This is a genomic window from Neobacillus niacini, assembly GCF_023715415.1.
In the GTDB taxonomy this organism is placed as follows: Bacteria; Bacillota; Bacilli; order Bacillales; family Cytobacillaceae; genus Neobacillus; species Neobacillus niacini_C.
Genome location: NZ_JAMBOB010000015.1, coordinates 42,871 through 59,226, shown reverse-complemented (window position 1 = coordinate 59,226; position 16,356 = coordinate 42,871). Strand labels below are relative to the sequence as shown.

The window sequence follows — 16,356 nt, the reverse complement described above, 5'->3', positions numbered from 1 at the left end:
CTAGAAAAGGGGATACATATGAAAAAGAGAGAATTAAAAGCTATATTTGCAAGTTTTATAATGGCATCAGCTGTGTTAACAGCATGTGGAACGCAACAAGCAGCAGAAAAGCCAAAAGAGGAAAAACAAGAGGAAGTTAAAAAAGAGGCAGCATCTGAAGAAAAAGCGGAAGAAGTTGATCTTGCCGCTGCTTATCAGGAAGCTGTTACAGAATTAGATAAAGCGAAAGAAGATAAAGAAGTTGATTTTGATAAGGTAACAGAGCTTTACACAAAAAATCTACAAAGCCTGGTACAAAAACGTGATACAGAGGTTGAAGCGCAGCATGATCAGCATATCACCGCAGCACTTCAGGCAGGTAAAGACGGATCGATGAATCCAGTCGTTGTTCGCCAAATCTTCGATAAATTAATGCAAAAGGTATTCTATACTACGATTAAACATGAATTTACGGAAGTGGCAGAAAACTGGGGCAAGCAAGATGTTGTAAAAGAAGAAATCGAAGAAGCAAAAGAATATTATGCAATTATAAAATCAACGGTTGAAAAAAGAGATGCTGCCTATGGAACAAATATGGTTTCTGTCATTGATGGCGGTTTCGCTGAAATGGAGAAAGCGGTGGAGGCAGAAGATCAGCTAGGTTTTCAACTAGGAAAACAAGTGGTAGACAAGACATTAATGAAAACCTTCTATCTTGCAACAGGAGCACTTCCAAATGGATATGCAACAAAAGCGTCTGCGGAAGCAAAGGAAAATCCAGAAAAAGCAAAAATTGAACAAGCAGAAGGCTGGGCATTCTATCAATCTATTTCTAAATACGTAACTTCACACTCCCCAGAGGAAGGGGCTTTCATCGAAGGGCAATTTAATTTAGAAACAGATGTAACAGCCCTTGATCCTGCTGCTGTCAACAAAGCATTTATTCGTGGATTTGCTAAAGTTGCTTTGGATGAATATGCGGAAAGTATTGAAGCATGGGGAGAAGATAAGTCACCTATTACTGCATTAGAAGGTGCCCTATTTATTGATGTTGTTGGTGAGGATATTAAAGGAATCATTGGCGAACAAGCATACCAAGCATTAACCGAAAAGGCACAAAAATATCTTGAAGCAGCCAAAACCAAAGATAAGGCAGCTGGAGAGCCAATCTTAGCAGAAATCCAAACCACATTACAAAGTGTGATTGATCAAGCGAAATAATCCATTGATTTGAAGGGGAGAAACCTTGTCTTTCAACAAGGTTTTTCTTTTTGTATAAAAGGTTTATACTTGGAATATTGAAAATTCATCCAGTATCAAGGCTTTAGGCAATCGTTTCAACACAAGCATGGAGCAAGGTATATCTGATAACAGTAAAGTGGGCGAAGGAATATGAATCTTTCCTTAAAACCAATAAAAATAGTATGTTCTCTATTGATTGTCTCTTTGTTTATCTACCTGTCGATCCATTATTTTAACGGTAAATCGATATGGAATGGTATAAAGGAAGTGATTCAATCCCCTTACCTTCTATTTACAATGTTGATCATATATTTCCTTTCTTTCTGTTTAAAAGCCCTGGCTTGGAAATGGTATTTAAATGGAAGACCCAGATTTTCAACATGTTTGTTGGGCATTCTATATAGCTTATTTGTGAACCATTTATTGCCTATAAAGGCGGGGGATCTGGTCAGAATGAAACTATTGAGCACCCGTGATGACCTAAGTGGAGGGGATGCGGTCCATTCTGTCATCATTCTAAGGCTGCTCGATATGCTTTATTTAATCTCCTTTACATTGATAGGTCTTTTCATCCTTGGTGTAGATTTTCAGATCCCTCTGCCACTTATCATCATCGGAGGTATTATCAGTGGATTTTCTATCATCGTTGTCCTACGCTTTTTTCCTAACTTTCTAAAACGGCAGGCTGAATTATTGAAACAAGGATTAAGAGGAAAAAATGGACTGTTTATCTGTACTGCGGTCGGAGTCAGCTGGATTCTAGAGGCTGCTATCCTATATGGAACCGTGATGGTCTTCCAAGGAAACTTATCGATGATGGAAGCGGTTTTTTCTAATAGTGTTACGGTTTCCGGGCAAATCTTTCAAATTACACCAGGTGGAATTGCAAACTATGAAAGTTTTCTAGTCTTTGCTATACGGTTGTTCGGATTCACCATTCAAGAAGGCTATACGATTGCCATTGTCACCCATGCAATCAAATTCTTTTTTTCTTATGTTGCAGGAGCGATGGCGATCATCCTATATCCCATCCCATTCAAGACCGTGTTAAGTTGGAGCAGAGTAAGAGGAGTGAGGCGAAGATGAAAAGTGCATCGAAATTTGAAAAAGTTGCTGCAAGATGTTGGAATTTATTAAATGAGGGGAAACCTTTTACACCGATCTTTGTCGTCGGAACCATGCTATTATTTCATATGGATGCTTTGACCGATTTACCTTCGGCTTTGGCATTATTTGAATCTTTACTATATGTTATTCCAGTATTGATTCTTTATTATATCTTTGATTTCCCGCTGTTTTTACGAAACTATCTTTGGATCCCTTTTGTTGTTTATTTGATCATTTGGAATGATATCAACATAGGGTTACTGTTTTTCTCCATTGGGCTTTATTTCTTTTTTACCGTGTTTTTTTGGGGAACGCTTTATTACCATTTGCGGATCGGAACGTCATGGTTAAATTTTACTCGTTTTTGGAAACTGGTATTGAAGAATAGTGATTCCACAAGCGGGAACGCTCAAGAGCAACTGCCAAAGTTCTTATTAGTACTATCTCTTTGGAATTTCTTTTTTGAAAAAATAAGCTTTAACACTCCGGTGGAAATACTGCCCGTTCTATTCTTTTATATCTTTGTGCTGGTGTTTGCTTATATTCTGCATAAAAATCTATTTGATTGGAAACCGAGTATGTATAGCGGTTTTACCAGGGATCATTTTCCACAGCCTGAAAAAAGTATGACCGATAAAGCCATTGTCATTGTCATTGATGGAATGAGGAAAGAACGATTTTATGAAGCGGATACACCCTTTCTCGATTACCTGAAGGAAAACGGCACCGAATATATGAACATGGAAACCGTTTATCCTGCCAGAACTGTTGTCTGTTTTTCATCCATGTTTACAGGAACTTACCCGAAGGAACATGGAATTCACTCCAATATGGTTTGGAAGCTGGGGATTAAGGTAGAGAGTATTTTTGATTCGTTGCGGAAGGTCGGCAAAAAAGGGAGGCTGTTCGGATGCGCCCATCTGGTTGATTCGATGGGGAGCGATGTTGAAACCTTTACCGCCGTTATGCATAATGACAAGGTTGATTCTACGATTATGGAACGAGCCAAGAAAATTATGAAGGAACAAGATCCAGATGTGTTTATTGTTCAAATGATTGCTACGGACCAAACCGGCCATAGCAGGGGCGTCCTCTATGATGAATATCTGCAAAAAATTCACGAGGCCGACCGTTTGATTAAAGACTTTGTGGAATGGCTGAAACAAGAAGGGAAAATGGACAATACGGCGTTGTTCATCTGTGCCGATCATGGGCAGGCAGATGGAATTGGCGGTCATGGTCATTTAGATGAAGGGGAACGATTTGTGCCATTTTTTATCCACGGACCAAATATCGCCAAAGGAAAAAAAGTCGAGGAAAGACACAGCCTTGTTTCATTGGCACCTACATTAGCTTACTTAATGGGTGCACCTTTTCCAAGCCACAGCAGAGGCAAGGTCTTATTAGAAGCGATTGAAAAGGGAGACAGGGATAATGGATAAACTGAAAGTGATCGTCTTTTTACCAGCTTACAATGAAGAGGAATCGATTGGCACCGTTATTCAACATATCCCGAGGGACTTTCATGACCAAGTGGAAGTGAAGGTCTTGGTGATTGATGACGGGTCAACGGACCGGACGGTTGAAGTATCAAGGAAAGCAGGAGCAGACTATATCGTTAGTTTGCCAAAAAATCAGGGTCTTGGTGCAGCGGTTCGTTCCGGATTACGAGAATGCTATGCACGAGAGGCCGATATTGGGGTGATGATTGATGCAGATGGTGAATATCCTGCCGACCACATTCCTCATTTATTAAAGCCTATTTTCGAAGGTGAGGCCGATTATACAATGGGTTCCCGCTTTTTAGGCACTATAAAGGGGATGAAGCTTCATCGCCGATTAGGAAACTACTGTTTTACCTTTCTTCAGAGCTTGTTATTGAAGAGATGGATTTATGATGGACAGTCCGGGATGAGAGCTTTCACCCGATCAGCCCTGCAGCATGCTGAAATCATTCATGATTATAATTACGCACAAGTTCTCACGTTAAACCTTGTTCGAAAAGGGTTCCGTGTAAAGGAAGTGCCCATTCCCTACCATGTCCGTTCAACGGGAGAGTCGTTTATTACCTTTAGAGGGTACCTGTCATCTGTCCTTCCTGCGATTTGGAAGGAATGGAATCGGCCGGTTGAAAAAGTGGATATTCAAAAGAATTCGTGTAAATTGGACACACTAGATATGGCAGAAGTATGTCAAACTAGTCAAACAAAAAGCCTGCTTATAGCAAAATCACATTGACACAAAGAATGATAATCATTATCATTAACGATAGGAGGAATTAGAATGAAAAAACAAATGCTTTTATCTTTTATCGCTTTTTTTCTTTTTTCACATGTGTTCTCCATTACCGCAAATGCTTATACCTATGGGGATCCTAATAAGGAAGAATTAGCCGAAGCGTACAAAGAAATGATGGTCGCATTAGATAAAAATCCTCCAGACTTTCAGACAGCAAAGAAACATTATGAAACTGTAAAAGAAGAAGTCGACATGCATATGGGACCAGAACCATCTAACATTATTTTGCAAAATCTCAAGGATCAAGATAAAGAGCAGACCATTGAAAATATGGATGAACTCCTCGTATTAAATATTGCCCGGCGTTTGGAAAATGTCGATAAGAATTTTGAGGAGTTTGATACGAGTAAACGGTTGTTAGCAAAGGGATACGCTACATATGAAGCTCTTTCGCCTAAGATTGCAGCCAAAAACCCGGATCTTGATAAAGAATTGAAGGCAGAATTTGATCAGGCGTTAGAATCATTAGGAAACCCTGGACTTTTTGGTGTGGGTCAGAAAGATGCCGACAAAGAGGCTTTTAAGGCAAGTAAAGAGTCGATTCTATCAAAACTCCAAACGGAATTTAATATAAAAAGTTTAGAGGTTGGTCATTTTTCGGAAAGTGCCACCGAAATAACGAAAAAAGGAAATAAGGATTGGACCGATTTATCCAATATACGAAATTGGATTCCGTTAATCATCATCTTGGCCGTTATTGTGGCGGTTGTTGCAGTCGCAAGACGAAGAAGAGCAGCAAAGAAATAAGGAGACAGAAGGGGAGAGGGGAAGCATAATGGAAATTCAGGCTCTGTTGATCACATTTCGCGAAGTTCTGGAAGCATTGTTAATTGTTGGTATTATCACTACATACTTGAAGCGGACCAATAACAAGAAGTATACAAAGTTTATATGGCTGGGTGCGGGACTTGCGGTTTTGGCCAGCATAGGGGCAGCGATGTTATTCCAGCTCGTATTTACAGGCTTTGCGTCCATGGTCAGCGAGATGTATTTAAAAATAGGCATTATGATCGTTTCCGCTCTCCTTTTAACACAAATGGTATTTTGGATGGCGAGCCATAGCCGGGAATTAAAAGGCCATACAGAAGATAAGATGAATAAGTTCATTTCTACAGGAAATGTTTTCGGAATGGTCATTCACTCTTTCCTCGTTGTCCTTAGAGAGGGTATTGAAACCGTGTTTTTCTTTGCGGCCATTACCGGAGGGAATATTGGTGCCGCGTTGCAGGGATGGGGGGCCATTACAGGCGTTATCATTGCCTTCGCCGTATCATACTTATTCTTTAAAGGAACCATGAAAGTTTCGCTTAAGACGTTTTTTAAAGTCACGGGGGCGTTTATCATTTTAATCGCAGCCGGGCTACTGGTTCAGGCCATCTCCATGATGCAGGATTTAGGAATTATTGGGAGTGTCATCCCGCATTTATACGACTTAACCTGGTTCCTGCCGGAGCATCCGATTGATTATGATCATTATGTACGTGATCATGGAGTCGCACCTTTATTGTCGGGGGATTTTGGCATCTTTTTAAAAGCATTGTTTGGCTACGCATCGATGCCATCTTTAGAAGAGGTGATTGCGTACCTTGGCTATTTCGCTGGCATCTATTTATTGACTTCATCTCGTACTGGTGAAGTCAAAAAAGAGACAAAAGGTATAGAAACGAACGTAAACCAATTCAAGAAAGTCAATTAGGTTTAATCAGAAAGTACAAGGAATTCCCTTGTACTTTTTTACTACTCTAACTTGGTGATGTTATGAAAAGAAAATGGATTGGATTTGGATTTAACAATATTCTTATCTTATTAAGTATTGCAACGATTATCTTATTGCTTTGGTACCAATTAACACATATTAATGCATTTGCTGCTACTTGGGATCAAGTCGATTATTCTCTTGCTCTTGATCGGTTCGATATCATGGCCATGCAGCCGCATTTTCCCGGGTATCCGTACTTTATTCTTGGCGGATTATGGATTCATCAATTTATCGAAGATCGTACGGCTTCCTTAACGGTATTTAATATCCTTTTTTATGGCTGTGCGGTCTTCCCCATCTATTGGCTGGCAAGAGTATATGTTTCAAAGCCATTGAGTATTTTGATAACGGCTATGATTTACTCTTCCCCCTATGTGTTGGTTACGGTCAACCAGCCCATGTCCGAAGGAGCAGGCTTAGCTGCATTATGGTGGTATTTCTGGAGTATAAATCGGGCGGTCCGAAAGAAAGACAGCCTTTCAGATTGGATTCCACTCGTTTTATTTAGCTTATTGCTAGGAATTCGGTTATCTTATTTACCTTTTGGTATCGGTCTCATATATTTGTTTTGGAAAAAGTGGGTGGAAAAGGAGTATAGCCTGAAACAAATTGGTGTACGAATTGCTGCGGCTTTGCTATTTCAACTAATTTGGGTATTTGGCCTAGTGGTTTCAGAAGGAAGTATCCAAGGTTTTTTAAAACTCTCACTTGCCTTCACGAGCGGTCATTTCAATGATTGGGGAAATACGGCCGTTTCCTCCGATCAATCTATATTGGACAGGGTCTTTACCTTGATATTCGATAATCTTTTTTGGCATGGACTTTCGTCGTTGTCCTTTTTTATCGCTGCTATATTGATTGTATTTATGCTCCTTAGTGCTGTTCACTTTCGATGGGGAATCAAATCTCTCACACTGGCCTATATAATGGGGGGGAGTTATTTTATCTGGGCGCTGCTGGCACAAAATGCAGAGAAACCTCGTCATATCGTTCCGGTGGTCTTATTTATTCTGTTTATCATGTTTATTACGACATTAAAAAAATTTTCCCATCCTTTCCTGACGTTCATCAGTTTAGGTTTACTTTTATCGCATTTGCTATTATCTGCCCATATGATCGATGATCAGGCAAATGAGATGCCGGCAAGCTATCAATTGGCCGAATATACCCAAAAAATGGATAAAAACTCTATTCTTTATACGTGGGAAGAAACAAGGGTATTACACTATCTAAATGTTCCCATTCAACATAAAAGGGTGATGACCTACGAGGTTTTCTTACACGACATGGCCTATTATCAAAACAACCGAATTTATTTAACCGATAAAGTAATAGAAGGGTTTTTGAAACAAGGAAAAGATCTTACAGGCAAAATCAAAAAAGTAAAAACCCTTCAGTCCAATCCTGTATATGACCCAGTTTATCATGAGATTACAGTGTATGAGTGGAAATAGGGATATTTATACTCAATAATTTACTGCTGTCAGGCTTTCTCTTTTTATTTATAATTCTTGTTAACCATCCATTAGAAATGTAGTCTTGTGGAAAACTTATTTCAAAGCAAAAACCACTTCCTGTGAAATTTATGGAGTGGTTTTTGCTTTGTTAACATTTGCTTATCCAGAATTTTGGAATGGCAGACCCTAAGAGGTTCTCATTAATATAGTGGTGGTTGTTGAACAAGACAAGGCGGAAATCCGTTTATATCTTGAATCGTATTTAAATCATATTGCATTAAAGCAAACTGTGCTTGATATAGGTATACCAAGGAAAATATTTTGTTGGCCAAACGGAACATATTCGTTTTGGTGAAGGTAAAAATGCCTGGGGAGGTTTAGTTAATCCGTCTAAATCCGATGTCAATTTTTTTGTAAATGCTTTTACCATAACCAATCATTCCAGTCACCCCTTTGAAGCTGAAATTTGGTTTAATCCTGTCCCTCCTGGGAATCCAAAGATTTCAAAAAATGTGACGCCTGCAAACACAGCCATTTCCCCACTTCCAAAACCCGAAGTGAAAATCGCATATGCCGAATTTGTTGAAGGATTTCCAAGAAAAGGAGTAATGGCATTTAGGCGGATTGCCCCCCCTCAAAGTACTTTAGCCAGTGATGAAGATGGGAAATTTATCTTTCCACCGTGTGGGTCATTTATTATTTTTCTAGTTTCACCAAATAACGATATCATTCAGGCGGAAGTTGCTTTTGGCTGGTTTGAAAAAGATAAAAGGGAGTAGGATTATGAAAATTTTATTTTTGGGAAATCATGCGAAAAATTAATTTTATTATCCAAAACCAATCTCTTCATTGAGAAAATAGTGAGAATTAGTCATGTAAATAATTTATATCGATAGCAAGAACCACTTTCTATAAAATTTAGGGAGTGGTTTTTTGTGTTGTTAAAATTTACGATTAAGAGTTTTTGAATGAAAACGATACCATTATGATGGTTTCAATAATTATCGTGTAACCATAAATCAGAAAAATTGATACCATAAGCAAAATTCTATGGCTTATAAACTCCAGCCCAATTTTCTAATATAAAGATATAGGAAAGACAAAAGTAACTAAGGTGGTGAAGAAATGGTAGTCAAAATTCAACAAGGAATCGAACAACAGGGCAGTGGTATCAATATTGAAAAAGACACGAAAAAAGAGAAATACAAAAAAATGATGAGGAAAATTTCTACTCAAAAATATTTGCAGGTGATGGCTCTTCTAGGTGTAGTGTGGATGTTCATTTTCAACTATATCCCAATGTATGGGTTGGTTATCGCTTTCAAGGAATACAGCATCATCAAGACGATTTCAGAAGCACCCTGGGTAGGATTAATGCAGTTTAAGGAATTTTTGCAGGATGAAAATTTTTGGATTGTCCTTAAAAATACTCTTGGAATCAGTTTAATTAAATTATTTATCGGGTTCCCGCTACCAATCATTTTTGCACTTATGCTGAATGAACTTACTTCAATGAAGCTTAAGAAAGCGGTTCAAACAATTTCGTACTTGCCTCATTTTATTTCATGGGTGGTAATGGGAGGTATTTTAACTACTTGGCTTGCGGACGTAGGTGTCATAAATGAGATTTTGCTAGGATTGGGTTTAATCAGTGAACGCACGAATTTCCTTGCAGAACCTGATAATTTCTGGGCGATTGTCATTCTCTCTGATATATGGAAAGAGCTTGGCTGGTCAGCAATCATTTATCTCGCAGCCATTGCTGGAGTATCACCGGAATTATACGAGTCATCGACGATTGACGGAGCAAGTCGTTTCCAGAAGATGTGGCATGTCACATTGCCATCGATTCGCCCGACGATTACTATTTTGTTTATTCTTGCTGTAAGTGGTGTCTTGAACTCAAACTTCGATCAAATCTTGATCTTGCGCAACTCTTTAAATGAAAGCGCTAGTAATGTAATTGATATTTATGTTTACCAGTTGGGCCTGCAGAATGCCCGATACTCATACGCAACAGCGGTAGGCTTGCTGAAAGCTGTCATTGCCTTTATCCTGCTCCTGTCTGCTAATAAGATAACGAAGAAACTGAATGGAACATCTTTATTCTAAGGGGGGTGATGTTGTGTTTAAGCTATTAAAAAGGAACCGGCGGACAACAAGTGAATACATATTTGACAACATTAACATTCTCATCATGCTCTTTATCTGTGCCATAACAATCTACCCGATTTGGTATGTTATAGTGAATTCCCTCAACGATGGGGTCGATGCCATGAAAGGCGGAATCTACTGGTGGCCAAGGGAATTCTCAATAGAAAATTACAAAGCTGTTTTTAGTACTCCCGGAATCGTAACATCCTTCGGGGTGACCATTGCCAAAACAGTTTTCGGAACTATTACCCATGTATTCTTCACCGCAATGGTTGCTTATGCGATTTCAAGAAGAGATCTTTATGGAAGGAACTTCTATATGCTGGTTGGTGTTATCACCATGTTTTTCAGCGGCGGATTGATTCCTTACTTCCTGTTAATCAGGGATCTTGGTTTATTTGATAACTTCATGGTATATATCATTCCAACAATGTTTAACTTCTTCCATCTAATCATCTTTGTTTCATTCTTTAGGGAGCTGCCAAATTCTCTTGAGGAAGCAGCAAAGATAGATGGAGCTAACGACTTTATGATTTTTATTAAGGTAATCATCCCGCTCTCAATGCCGGTTATCGCAACAATTGCCTTGTTCCAGGGAGTTTATCAGTGGAATGACTATTTTGCCGGAGTCATCTTTGTAAACAACCCAGACTTGCAGCCAATCCAAACTTATTTATATAAGGTTGTTGCCGAGTCAAGTTCGAACCAGATGATGACGAATGCAGCTGGATCGATTGCTACGAAGACGGTAACATCTCAGTCTATTAAACTTGCAACGATGGTTGTAACGACTCTTCCGATTATGTTGGTGTACCCATTTCTGCAAAAGTACTTTGTAAAAGGAATGCTAATTGGATCAGTAAAAGGTTGATTTTTTTGAAAATAGATTTAAATTTTTCTTCAATGAAGAAATTTAAATAATACACGGCTTCGTTATTAAGTGAGTACTGCTTTATTCATGAAGGATAAACCCTTTATTTTTGGGAAAGGCTTGCAATTAGCCAAAAAAGTCTTTCCCCAATTTTTAAAGCAGTGTACATTGAATAATATGGCCAAAAAAACAAAAAGAGAGAGGGTCAAATAATGAGGAGGAAATTCTTAACCAAAGGCTTTTCATTACTGCTTGTTCTATCATTAGTATTGGCATTGTTTTCTGGCTGTTCCAGCAAGACGAATGAAAACGCTTCCGATGAAAAGGACACAGATAAACCAAAGGCAACAGCCGATGCTCCTGGCTGGCAGTCTAACAAGGAACCAATTACTTTTGACTGGTATGTGAACTTTTCCTGGTTCGCACATAAATGGGGAGATGATGTTGTTTCAAAATATGTAACGGATAAAACCGGTGTCTCTGTCAATTTTATTTCTCCAGCAGGAAATGAAGCGGAGAAAATGAACACGATGATTGCTTCTGGCAAGCTTCCTGATTTCATTACAATCGGCTGGTGGGAAGATGCTGTTAAGAAGATGATTGAAGGCGAGCTTGTTCTTCCGTTGAATGAACTTGCAGATCAATATGATCCGTATTTCTATAGAGTAGCAGATGGAGCAAAGATTGAATGGTATAAGCAGGATGATGGTAACACTTACGGTTATCCAAATGCCTCATCTTCTCCAAAGGATTTCGACAAATATAAAGACCTAAAGCCATCCAACCAGACATTCCTTGTGAGAAAGGATATGTATGATGCAATCGGCAGTCCGGATATGAGTACTCCTGAAGGGTTCTTAAAGGCTCTTGAAGATGTGAAGAAAAAGTTTCCGGAAGTCAACGGTGCGCCACTGATTCCATTCGGATTGAATGAATTTTCTGATGTAGGAAATACATCCCTTGAAGGCTATTTGCAAAACTTCCTTGCTATTCCAATGGAAAAAGACGGAAAGGTATATGACCGCAGTCAGGATCCTGAATATCTTGCATGGTTAAAAACTTTAAGAGAAGCAAACGAAAGAGGCCTTCTTGCAAAAGATATCTTTATTGATAAGCGTCCACAAATGGAAGAAAAGATTGCACAGGGCAGATACTTCGCAATGCTTTACCAGCGCAGTGACCTTGCAGCACAACAGCACGCATTGTATGCAAAAGATCCAAATTCCGTATACATTGCTGTAGATGGACCTGCTAACTCAAAAGGAGATGCTCCTGCTTTGGCTGGTGACAGCATCTCAGGCTGGACTGTGACTTTGATTTCTAAAGATGTAAAAGATAAGGAAAGAGCAATTCAATTCCTGACTTACCTAATCAGTGAAGAAGGGCAAATGGACCTTTATATGGGTAAAGATGGAGAAACGTATGATATGGTAAATGGCAAGCCTGAATTCAAGCCAGAAGTACTGGATTTACTGAATAAGGACCGTGCAGCATTTGACCAGAAGTTTGGTGCTTCGTTCAAATACTGGATGCTAATGGATACAAATATGAGCCTTGCATGGGCACCACCTGCATCAGAACCATTCAAACAAATGGAAGACTGGACAAAAGGAAAGACAGTCAGCTATGCCGAATTTGATGGTATTAGCCCGACTGGAACTACTGCAGAAGGTGTAGCCGCAAGCAAAATCGCACAGGAATGGGGCAAAACGCTTCCTAAGCTTCTGCTGGCTAAATCTGATAATGAATTTGAAAAAATCTTTGACGAATTCCTGAAGAAACGTGATTCTTTTGGATATGAAAAAGTTGATAAGTACCAGCAAGAAGTATATGAAAAGAACAAAAAGAAACTTGAAGCAGCACAATAAATAAAATAATCGTGGAAAGACTGTTCCTTTTAGAATAAAATTTCTGAAAGGGGCAGTCTATTCATGCTTTTAGACAGTATTAAGTTATTTTTTCAATACGGGTATGAAGAAACTTCAATAAATTGAAACACTTTCCCACAATACTAATATTGTAAATAATTTATAATTTTTTTATGTGGACAAAAGATGGATGTGAGACAGATGGATTTTCAAAAAAAAATTAAACAAACGGCAACTTGGTTAGATCGACTTTCCCTGCAACAAAAGCTTATTGCCTTATATATCCTTATAATCATAATTCCTATTATCATTTTTATCTCTATATATTCCAGCAACGTGTATGATAGGGCGATTAATGAAATTAGCATCAAAAGTGAAAATGCTCTTGAAATCGAAAAAATCCACATAAAAAACAATATTGAAACGATGAGGCGGACGGCTCAAATGGTGGTTTCAGATATTGAATTCATTGACTTCGTTAAAAGCCGAAATGAAGCAAATATTAATCAGTTAATCGATTTTAAGATGAACGAACTTTCGAATGTAACCAGGCTGCAGGCCAATAACCCTGCGATTGAAAATATCCGTCTGTATACAACCAACCCGTATATAACCGAGATGTGGCCGATTCTCTTTAGAGAGGATCGAATCATGCAAAAGCCTTGGAGAGATGAGGTCATCAACAGGAATGGAATGGAGGTTTGGTGGTTCGACCAGCAGACCGAGGATGTCCTTAAAAGACTTCCATCGCAAAACACCGCAAAAATTTCTTTATTACGGGAGCTGGATTACCCAAAGAATGAACATTTGGGCATAATTGAAATAAATATGTTCATGAAAAACTTCTTTCCAAAGATGTTTGGGACGATGCAGGATCCTGATTCAGTCTATGTGGTCATCGATAAGGATAACAACATGATAAGGAACTTCCAACATACCTTTTTAGAAGATGAAGGAATTGACCCTGAAGATTTAAAGCTTAAATTCAGTAAGTCAAAACAAGAGGGGACCGCCAGTTTTCAATTTGAAAACAACGATACTCCTTATTTAGTCATCACTGCCTATATTGATGATATGGAAGCCCACCTGTTGAATGTTATTTCGCTTGAAGGCCTTTATGCCGAAACTGCCAATACAAGAAATGTCATTTTTATCGGGATTATTTTTCTGGTTATTATTCTCTCATTTGTTACCTATGTATTGGTTTTGTTGCTTTTGAAAAAAATGTACAAACTTAAGGATTCAATGAAGCGAGTAGAAGGGGGCGACTTTTCCATTGATGTGGAGGTTAACGGACAGGATGAGATTTCAGAACTGGCATTTCATTTTAAAAGCCTCCTCGGGAAAATGAACGGGTTGATTGCCGACGCCGTCAATAAGCAGGCTGTTGCTAAAGAAACAGAATTAAAGGCTTTGAAAACCCAAATTGATTCTCATTTCCTATACAACACATTGGAAAACATTAAAATGATGGCAGAGATTGAAGGGGAATTCGCAATTTCGGATGCAATTACCTCCCTTGGGGAAATGATGCGCTATAACTTAAAGTGGAAAAATGACTTTGTTGTTCTTGAAAAAGAATTGAATTATATAAGGAACTATGTTGATATAATGAACCTTCGTCTGGATGGGATGCTTACTATGGAGATTGATGTTCCAAATGAACTGCTTGATCAGGAAGTATTAAAAATGTCTCTGCAGCCAATTATTGAAAATGCGATTAAACATGGGATTATTCCTAATCAACAAAAAGGCAAGGGGATGTTGCGGGTAAGTGCACGGTTTGCCCAGAACCATGTCATTATTATTGAAATAACAGATAATGGAACAGGAATGACTGATAAACAGTGTGAACTACTCAATCAATCAATCCAATCCGGGCAGGAAAATCATCGCCCTGTATCAAAAAGTGGAAGCGGGATTGGAATCCACAACGTGAATGAAAGAATTCAGCTTTACTATGGTAAGGAATATGGGGTTTTTATTACAAGTGTGGAAGGCGAATTCACGATGGTGACGATAAAAATGCCTTGCAAAATTATGAAAGGGGGCAGCCAAAGTGTATAAAGTCCTTATAGCTGATGATGAGAAAAACATTCGTCTAGGTGTTCAGGCAATGATCAGACGAAAATACCCAGATTTTGAAACTTTACTTGCTTCAGATGGACAGGATGCTCTTGAAAGAATACTCGAATATAAACCTGATATAGTCATTACTGATATTAAAATGCCCGGGTTAGATGGCATTCAATTAATTAAGGAGCTCCAACAAAAAGAAATACAAACATCGTTGGTGATTCTTAGCGGGTATGATGATTTTACTTATGCCAAGGAAGCAATCAAACATAGGGTAAAGGATTACCTTTTAAAGCCTGTCAACCGAATGGAGTTATACAAAACACTGAATATGATCATAGAAGAACTGGAAAATAGCCAAAAAATGACCTACCAGCACATGGATGAGTACCGTGCCAGCCAACTGAACTACATCTTGCTTAATCCCAACATCCAAAAAGAAGTGGTGGAAGAGCTTTATAAGAAAATGAAAATCGAATCTTATCCTGATGGATATCATGTTGGAATTATTGAGTCGGATGGAGAAGTAGAAGGGATTGATTTTCTTGCCAAGATTAATCAGTTAATCCATTCAAGCAAAGATTGCATTCCATTTCTTGATAAAGATGGCCGAGTGACAATCATTTCAGCAGACATTGTAACTTTTTCTCTATTGAAAGAACAGCTTGGCATGGACAAGCACCTGGTATTCACTATAGGGATAAGTGAAAAGGAACAAGACATTAGGGAATTGAAAAAAGCTTATGAGCAGGCAGTGACTGCCCTAAAGTATCATTTCCTTTATCCACGGAGGCCGATTATTTTATATGAAAAAGTTAAGGGAAAACCGGATGTCTCCTCTCTCCCGGTTGATTTGATCAACAAGATTTCCAATATGCTTGGAACTGAACGGGAAAACGAAATGAAAGTGAACCTGAAGCAGGTTATGGATTTTGATGTGATTACGAATAGTAGTATCAGCTATCTTGAGAATTTAAACAAGGAAATCAATGAAACAATTTTCAAGGGATTTTTTAAACGCCTGGGGGAAGAATCTATAGCTACTTTCGAACTCTTGAATAAAATGGACGATATTTATAACTTTGATAATTTTCATGAGTATTTCCATGCCCTTGAAGACTTGCTGATGAGAATCCATGAATATAATAAACAGTTGAAATCCGTGTATTCTGAGCAAAAGTATATGGACCGGGCAATTGCGTATATAAGGGAAAATTATCATAAGGATTTGAATTTAGCCGTAGTTGCCAACTATATTTCATTGAATTATTCCTATTTCAGCCATATGTTCAAGGAGTATATCGGCAAGAACTTCGTTGATTATTTAAAAATGGTTAGAGTAGAAAGCGCAAAAAAGCTGTTAAAGGAGACTGATTTCAAGATACTTGAAATCAGTGAGATGGTTGGCTACAAGAACCCAAAACAGTTTGCCAGAGTGTTCCGGGAAGTCGAAGGAATTTCACCAAAAGAATATCGGGAAAAGAATGGATGAGGAGAGCCGCTTGAGCTCTCTTTTTTTTATTTTGAGGGAATGTTTGGAAGAGA

General features: G+C 38.5%; 13 protein-coding genes. All 13 read left to right on the top strand.

The genetic code is table 11. The features are described 5' to 3' along the window. Positions 1 to 18 precede the first annotated feature (18 nt). Positions 19 to 1,200, top strand: a complete 1,182-nt coding sequence (locus tag M3189_RS24065) for a hypothetical protein (RefSeq protein WP_251638901.1) — start codon at positions 19 to 21, stop codon at positions 1,198 to 1,200. Positions 1,201 to 1,371: 171 nt separating this feature from the next. Further along, positions 1,372 to 2,307: a lysylphosphatidylglycerol synthase transmembrane domain-containing protein gene (locus M3189_RS24060; protein WP_251638899.1), complete on the top strand. Its 936-nt coding sequence runs from the start codon at positions 1,372 to 1,374 to the stop codon at positions 2,305 to 2,307. Beyond that, positions 2,304 to 3,770, top strand: a complete 1,467-nt coding sequence (locus tag M3189_RS24055; RefSeq protein ID WP_251638897.1) for an alkaline phosphatase family protein — start codon at positions 2,304 to 2,306, stop codon at positions 3,768 to 3,770. Before M3189_RS24060 ends, M3189_RS24055 begins: the two co-directional genes overlap by 4 nt. After that, positions 3,763 to 4,566, top strand: coding sequence for a glycosyltransferase family 2 protein (locus M3189_RS24050; RefSeq protein WP_251638895.1), 804 nt, complete (start codon positions 3,763 to 3,765; stop codon positions 4,564 to 4,566). Before M3189_RS24055 ends, M3189_RS24050 begins: the two co-directional genes overlap by 8 nt. 45 nt (positions 4,567 to 4,611) lie before the next feature. Continuing rightward, positions 4,612 to 5,373, top strand: coding sequence for a hypothetical protein (locus M3189_RS24045; RefSeq protein WP_251638893.1), 762 nt, complete (start codon positions 4,612 to 4,614; stop codon positions 5,371 to 5,373). 28 nt (positions 5,374 to 5,401) lie between these two features. Continuing rightward, on the top strand, positions 5,402 to 6,322 hold the full coding sequence (locus M3189_RS24040) for an FTR1 family iron permease (RefSeq protein ID WP_251638891.1): 921 nt from the start codon (positions 5,402 to 5,404) through the stop codon (positions 6,320 to 6,322). Positions 6,323 to 6,384: 62 nt separating this feature from the next. Further along, positions 6,385 to 7,839, top strand: coding sequence for a hypothetical protein (locus M3189_RS24035; protein WP_251638890.1), 1,455 nt, complete (start codon positions 6,385 to 6,387; stop codon positions 7,837 to 7,839). Positions 7,840 to 8,183: 344 nt separating this feature from the next. After that, positions 8,184 to 8,621 (top strand): DUF6143 family protein, encoded by a 438-nt coding sequence (locus tag M3189_RS24030; protein WP_251638941.1) that lies wholly within the window; start codon positions 8,184 to 8,186, stop codon positions 8,619 to 8,621. A gap of 433 nt (positions 8,622 to 9,054) precedes the next feature. After that, complete coding sequence (locus tag M3189_RS24025) at positions 9,055 to 9,954, top strand: ABC transporter permease (RefSeq protein WP_251638939.1); 900 nt, start codon at positions 9,055 to 9,057, stop codon at positions 9,952 to 9,954. Positions 9,955 to 9,967: 13 nt separating this feature from the next. Next, positions 9,968 to 10,867: a carbohydrate ABC transporter permease gene (locus M3189_RS24020; RefSeq protein WP_251638888.1), complete on the top strand. Its 900-nt coding sequence runs from the start codon at positions 9,968 to 9,970 to the stop codon at positions 10,865 to 10,867. 212 nt (positions 10,868 to 11,079) lie between these two features. Beyond that, complete coding sequence (locus M3189_RS24015; protein WP_251638886.1) at positions 11,080 to 12,735, top strand: extracellular solute-binding protein; 1,656 nt, start codon at positions 11,080 to 11,082, stop codon at positions 12,733 to 12,735. A gap of 201 nt (positions 12,736 to 12,936) precedes the next feature. Next, entirely contained in the window at positions 12,937 to 14,802 is a 1,866-nt protein-coding gene (locus tag M3189_RS24010) for a sensor histidine kinase (protein ID WP_251638884.1), read from the top strand. Then, positions 14,795 to 16,303 carry a response regulator gene (locus M3189_RS27240; protein WP_251638882.1) on the top strand — a complete coding sequence of 503 codons (1,509 nt, stop codon included), beginning with the start codon at positions 14,795 to 14,797 and terminating at the stop codon, positions 16,301 to 16,303. The genes M3189_RS24010 and M3189_RS27240 overlap by 8 nt, the downstream gene beginning before the upstream one ends. Positions 16,304 to 16,356: the final 53 nt, after the last annotated feature.

Coding starts and splice junctions, on each gene's coding strand:
- M3189_RS24045 (WP_251638893.1), top strand. CDS start 4,612: ATGAAAAAACAAATGCTTTTATCTTTTATCGCTTTTTTTCTTTTTTCA.
- M3189_RS24035 (WP_251638890.1), top strand. CDS start 6,385: ATGAAAAGAAAATGGATTGGATTTGGATTTAACAATATTCTTATCTTA.
- M3189_RS24015 (WP_251638886.1), top strand. CDS start 11,080: ATGAGGAGGAAATTCTTAACCAAAGGCTTTTCATTACTGCTTGTTCTA.
- M3189_RS24010 (WP_251638884.1), top strand. CDS start 12,937: ATGGATTTTCAAAAAAAAATTAAACAAACGGCAACTTGGTTAGATCGA.
- M3189_RS24040 (WP_251638891.1), top strand. CDS start 5,402: ATGGAAATTCAGGCTCTGTTGATCACATTTCGCGAAGTTCTGGAAGCA.
- M3189_RS24050 (WP_251638895.1), top strand. CDS start 3,763: ATGGATAAACTGAAAGTGATCGTCTTTTTACCAGCTTACAATGAAGAG.
- M3189_RS24025 (WP_251638939.1), top strand. CDS start 9,055: ATGATGAGGAAAATTTCTACTCAAAAATATTTGCAGGTGATGGCTCTT.
- M3189_RS24060 (WP_251638899.1), top strand. CDS start 1,372: ATGAATCTTTCCTTAAAACCAATAAAAATAGTATGTTCTCTATTGATT.
- M3189_RS24055 (WP_251638897.1), top strand. CDS start 2,304: ATGAAAAGTGCATCGAAATTTGAAAAAGTTGCTGCAAGATGTTGGAAT.
- M3189_RS24065 (WP_251638901.1), top strand. CDS start 19: ATGAAAAAGAGAGAATTAAAAGCTATATTTGCAAGTTTTATAATGGCA.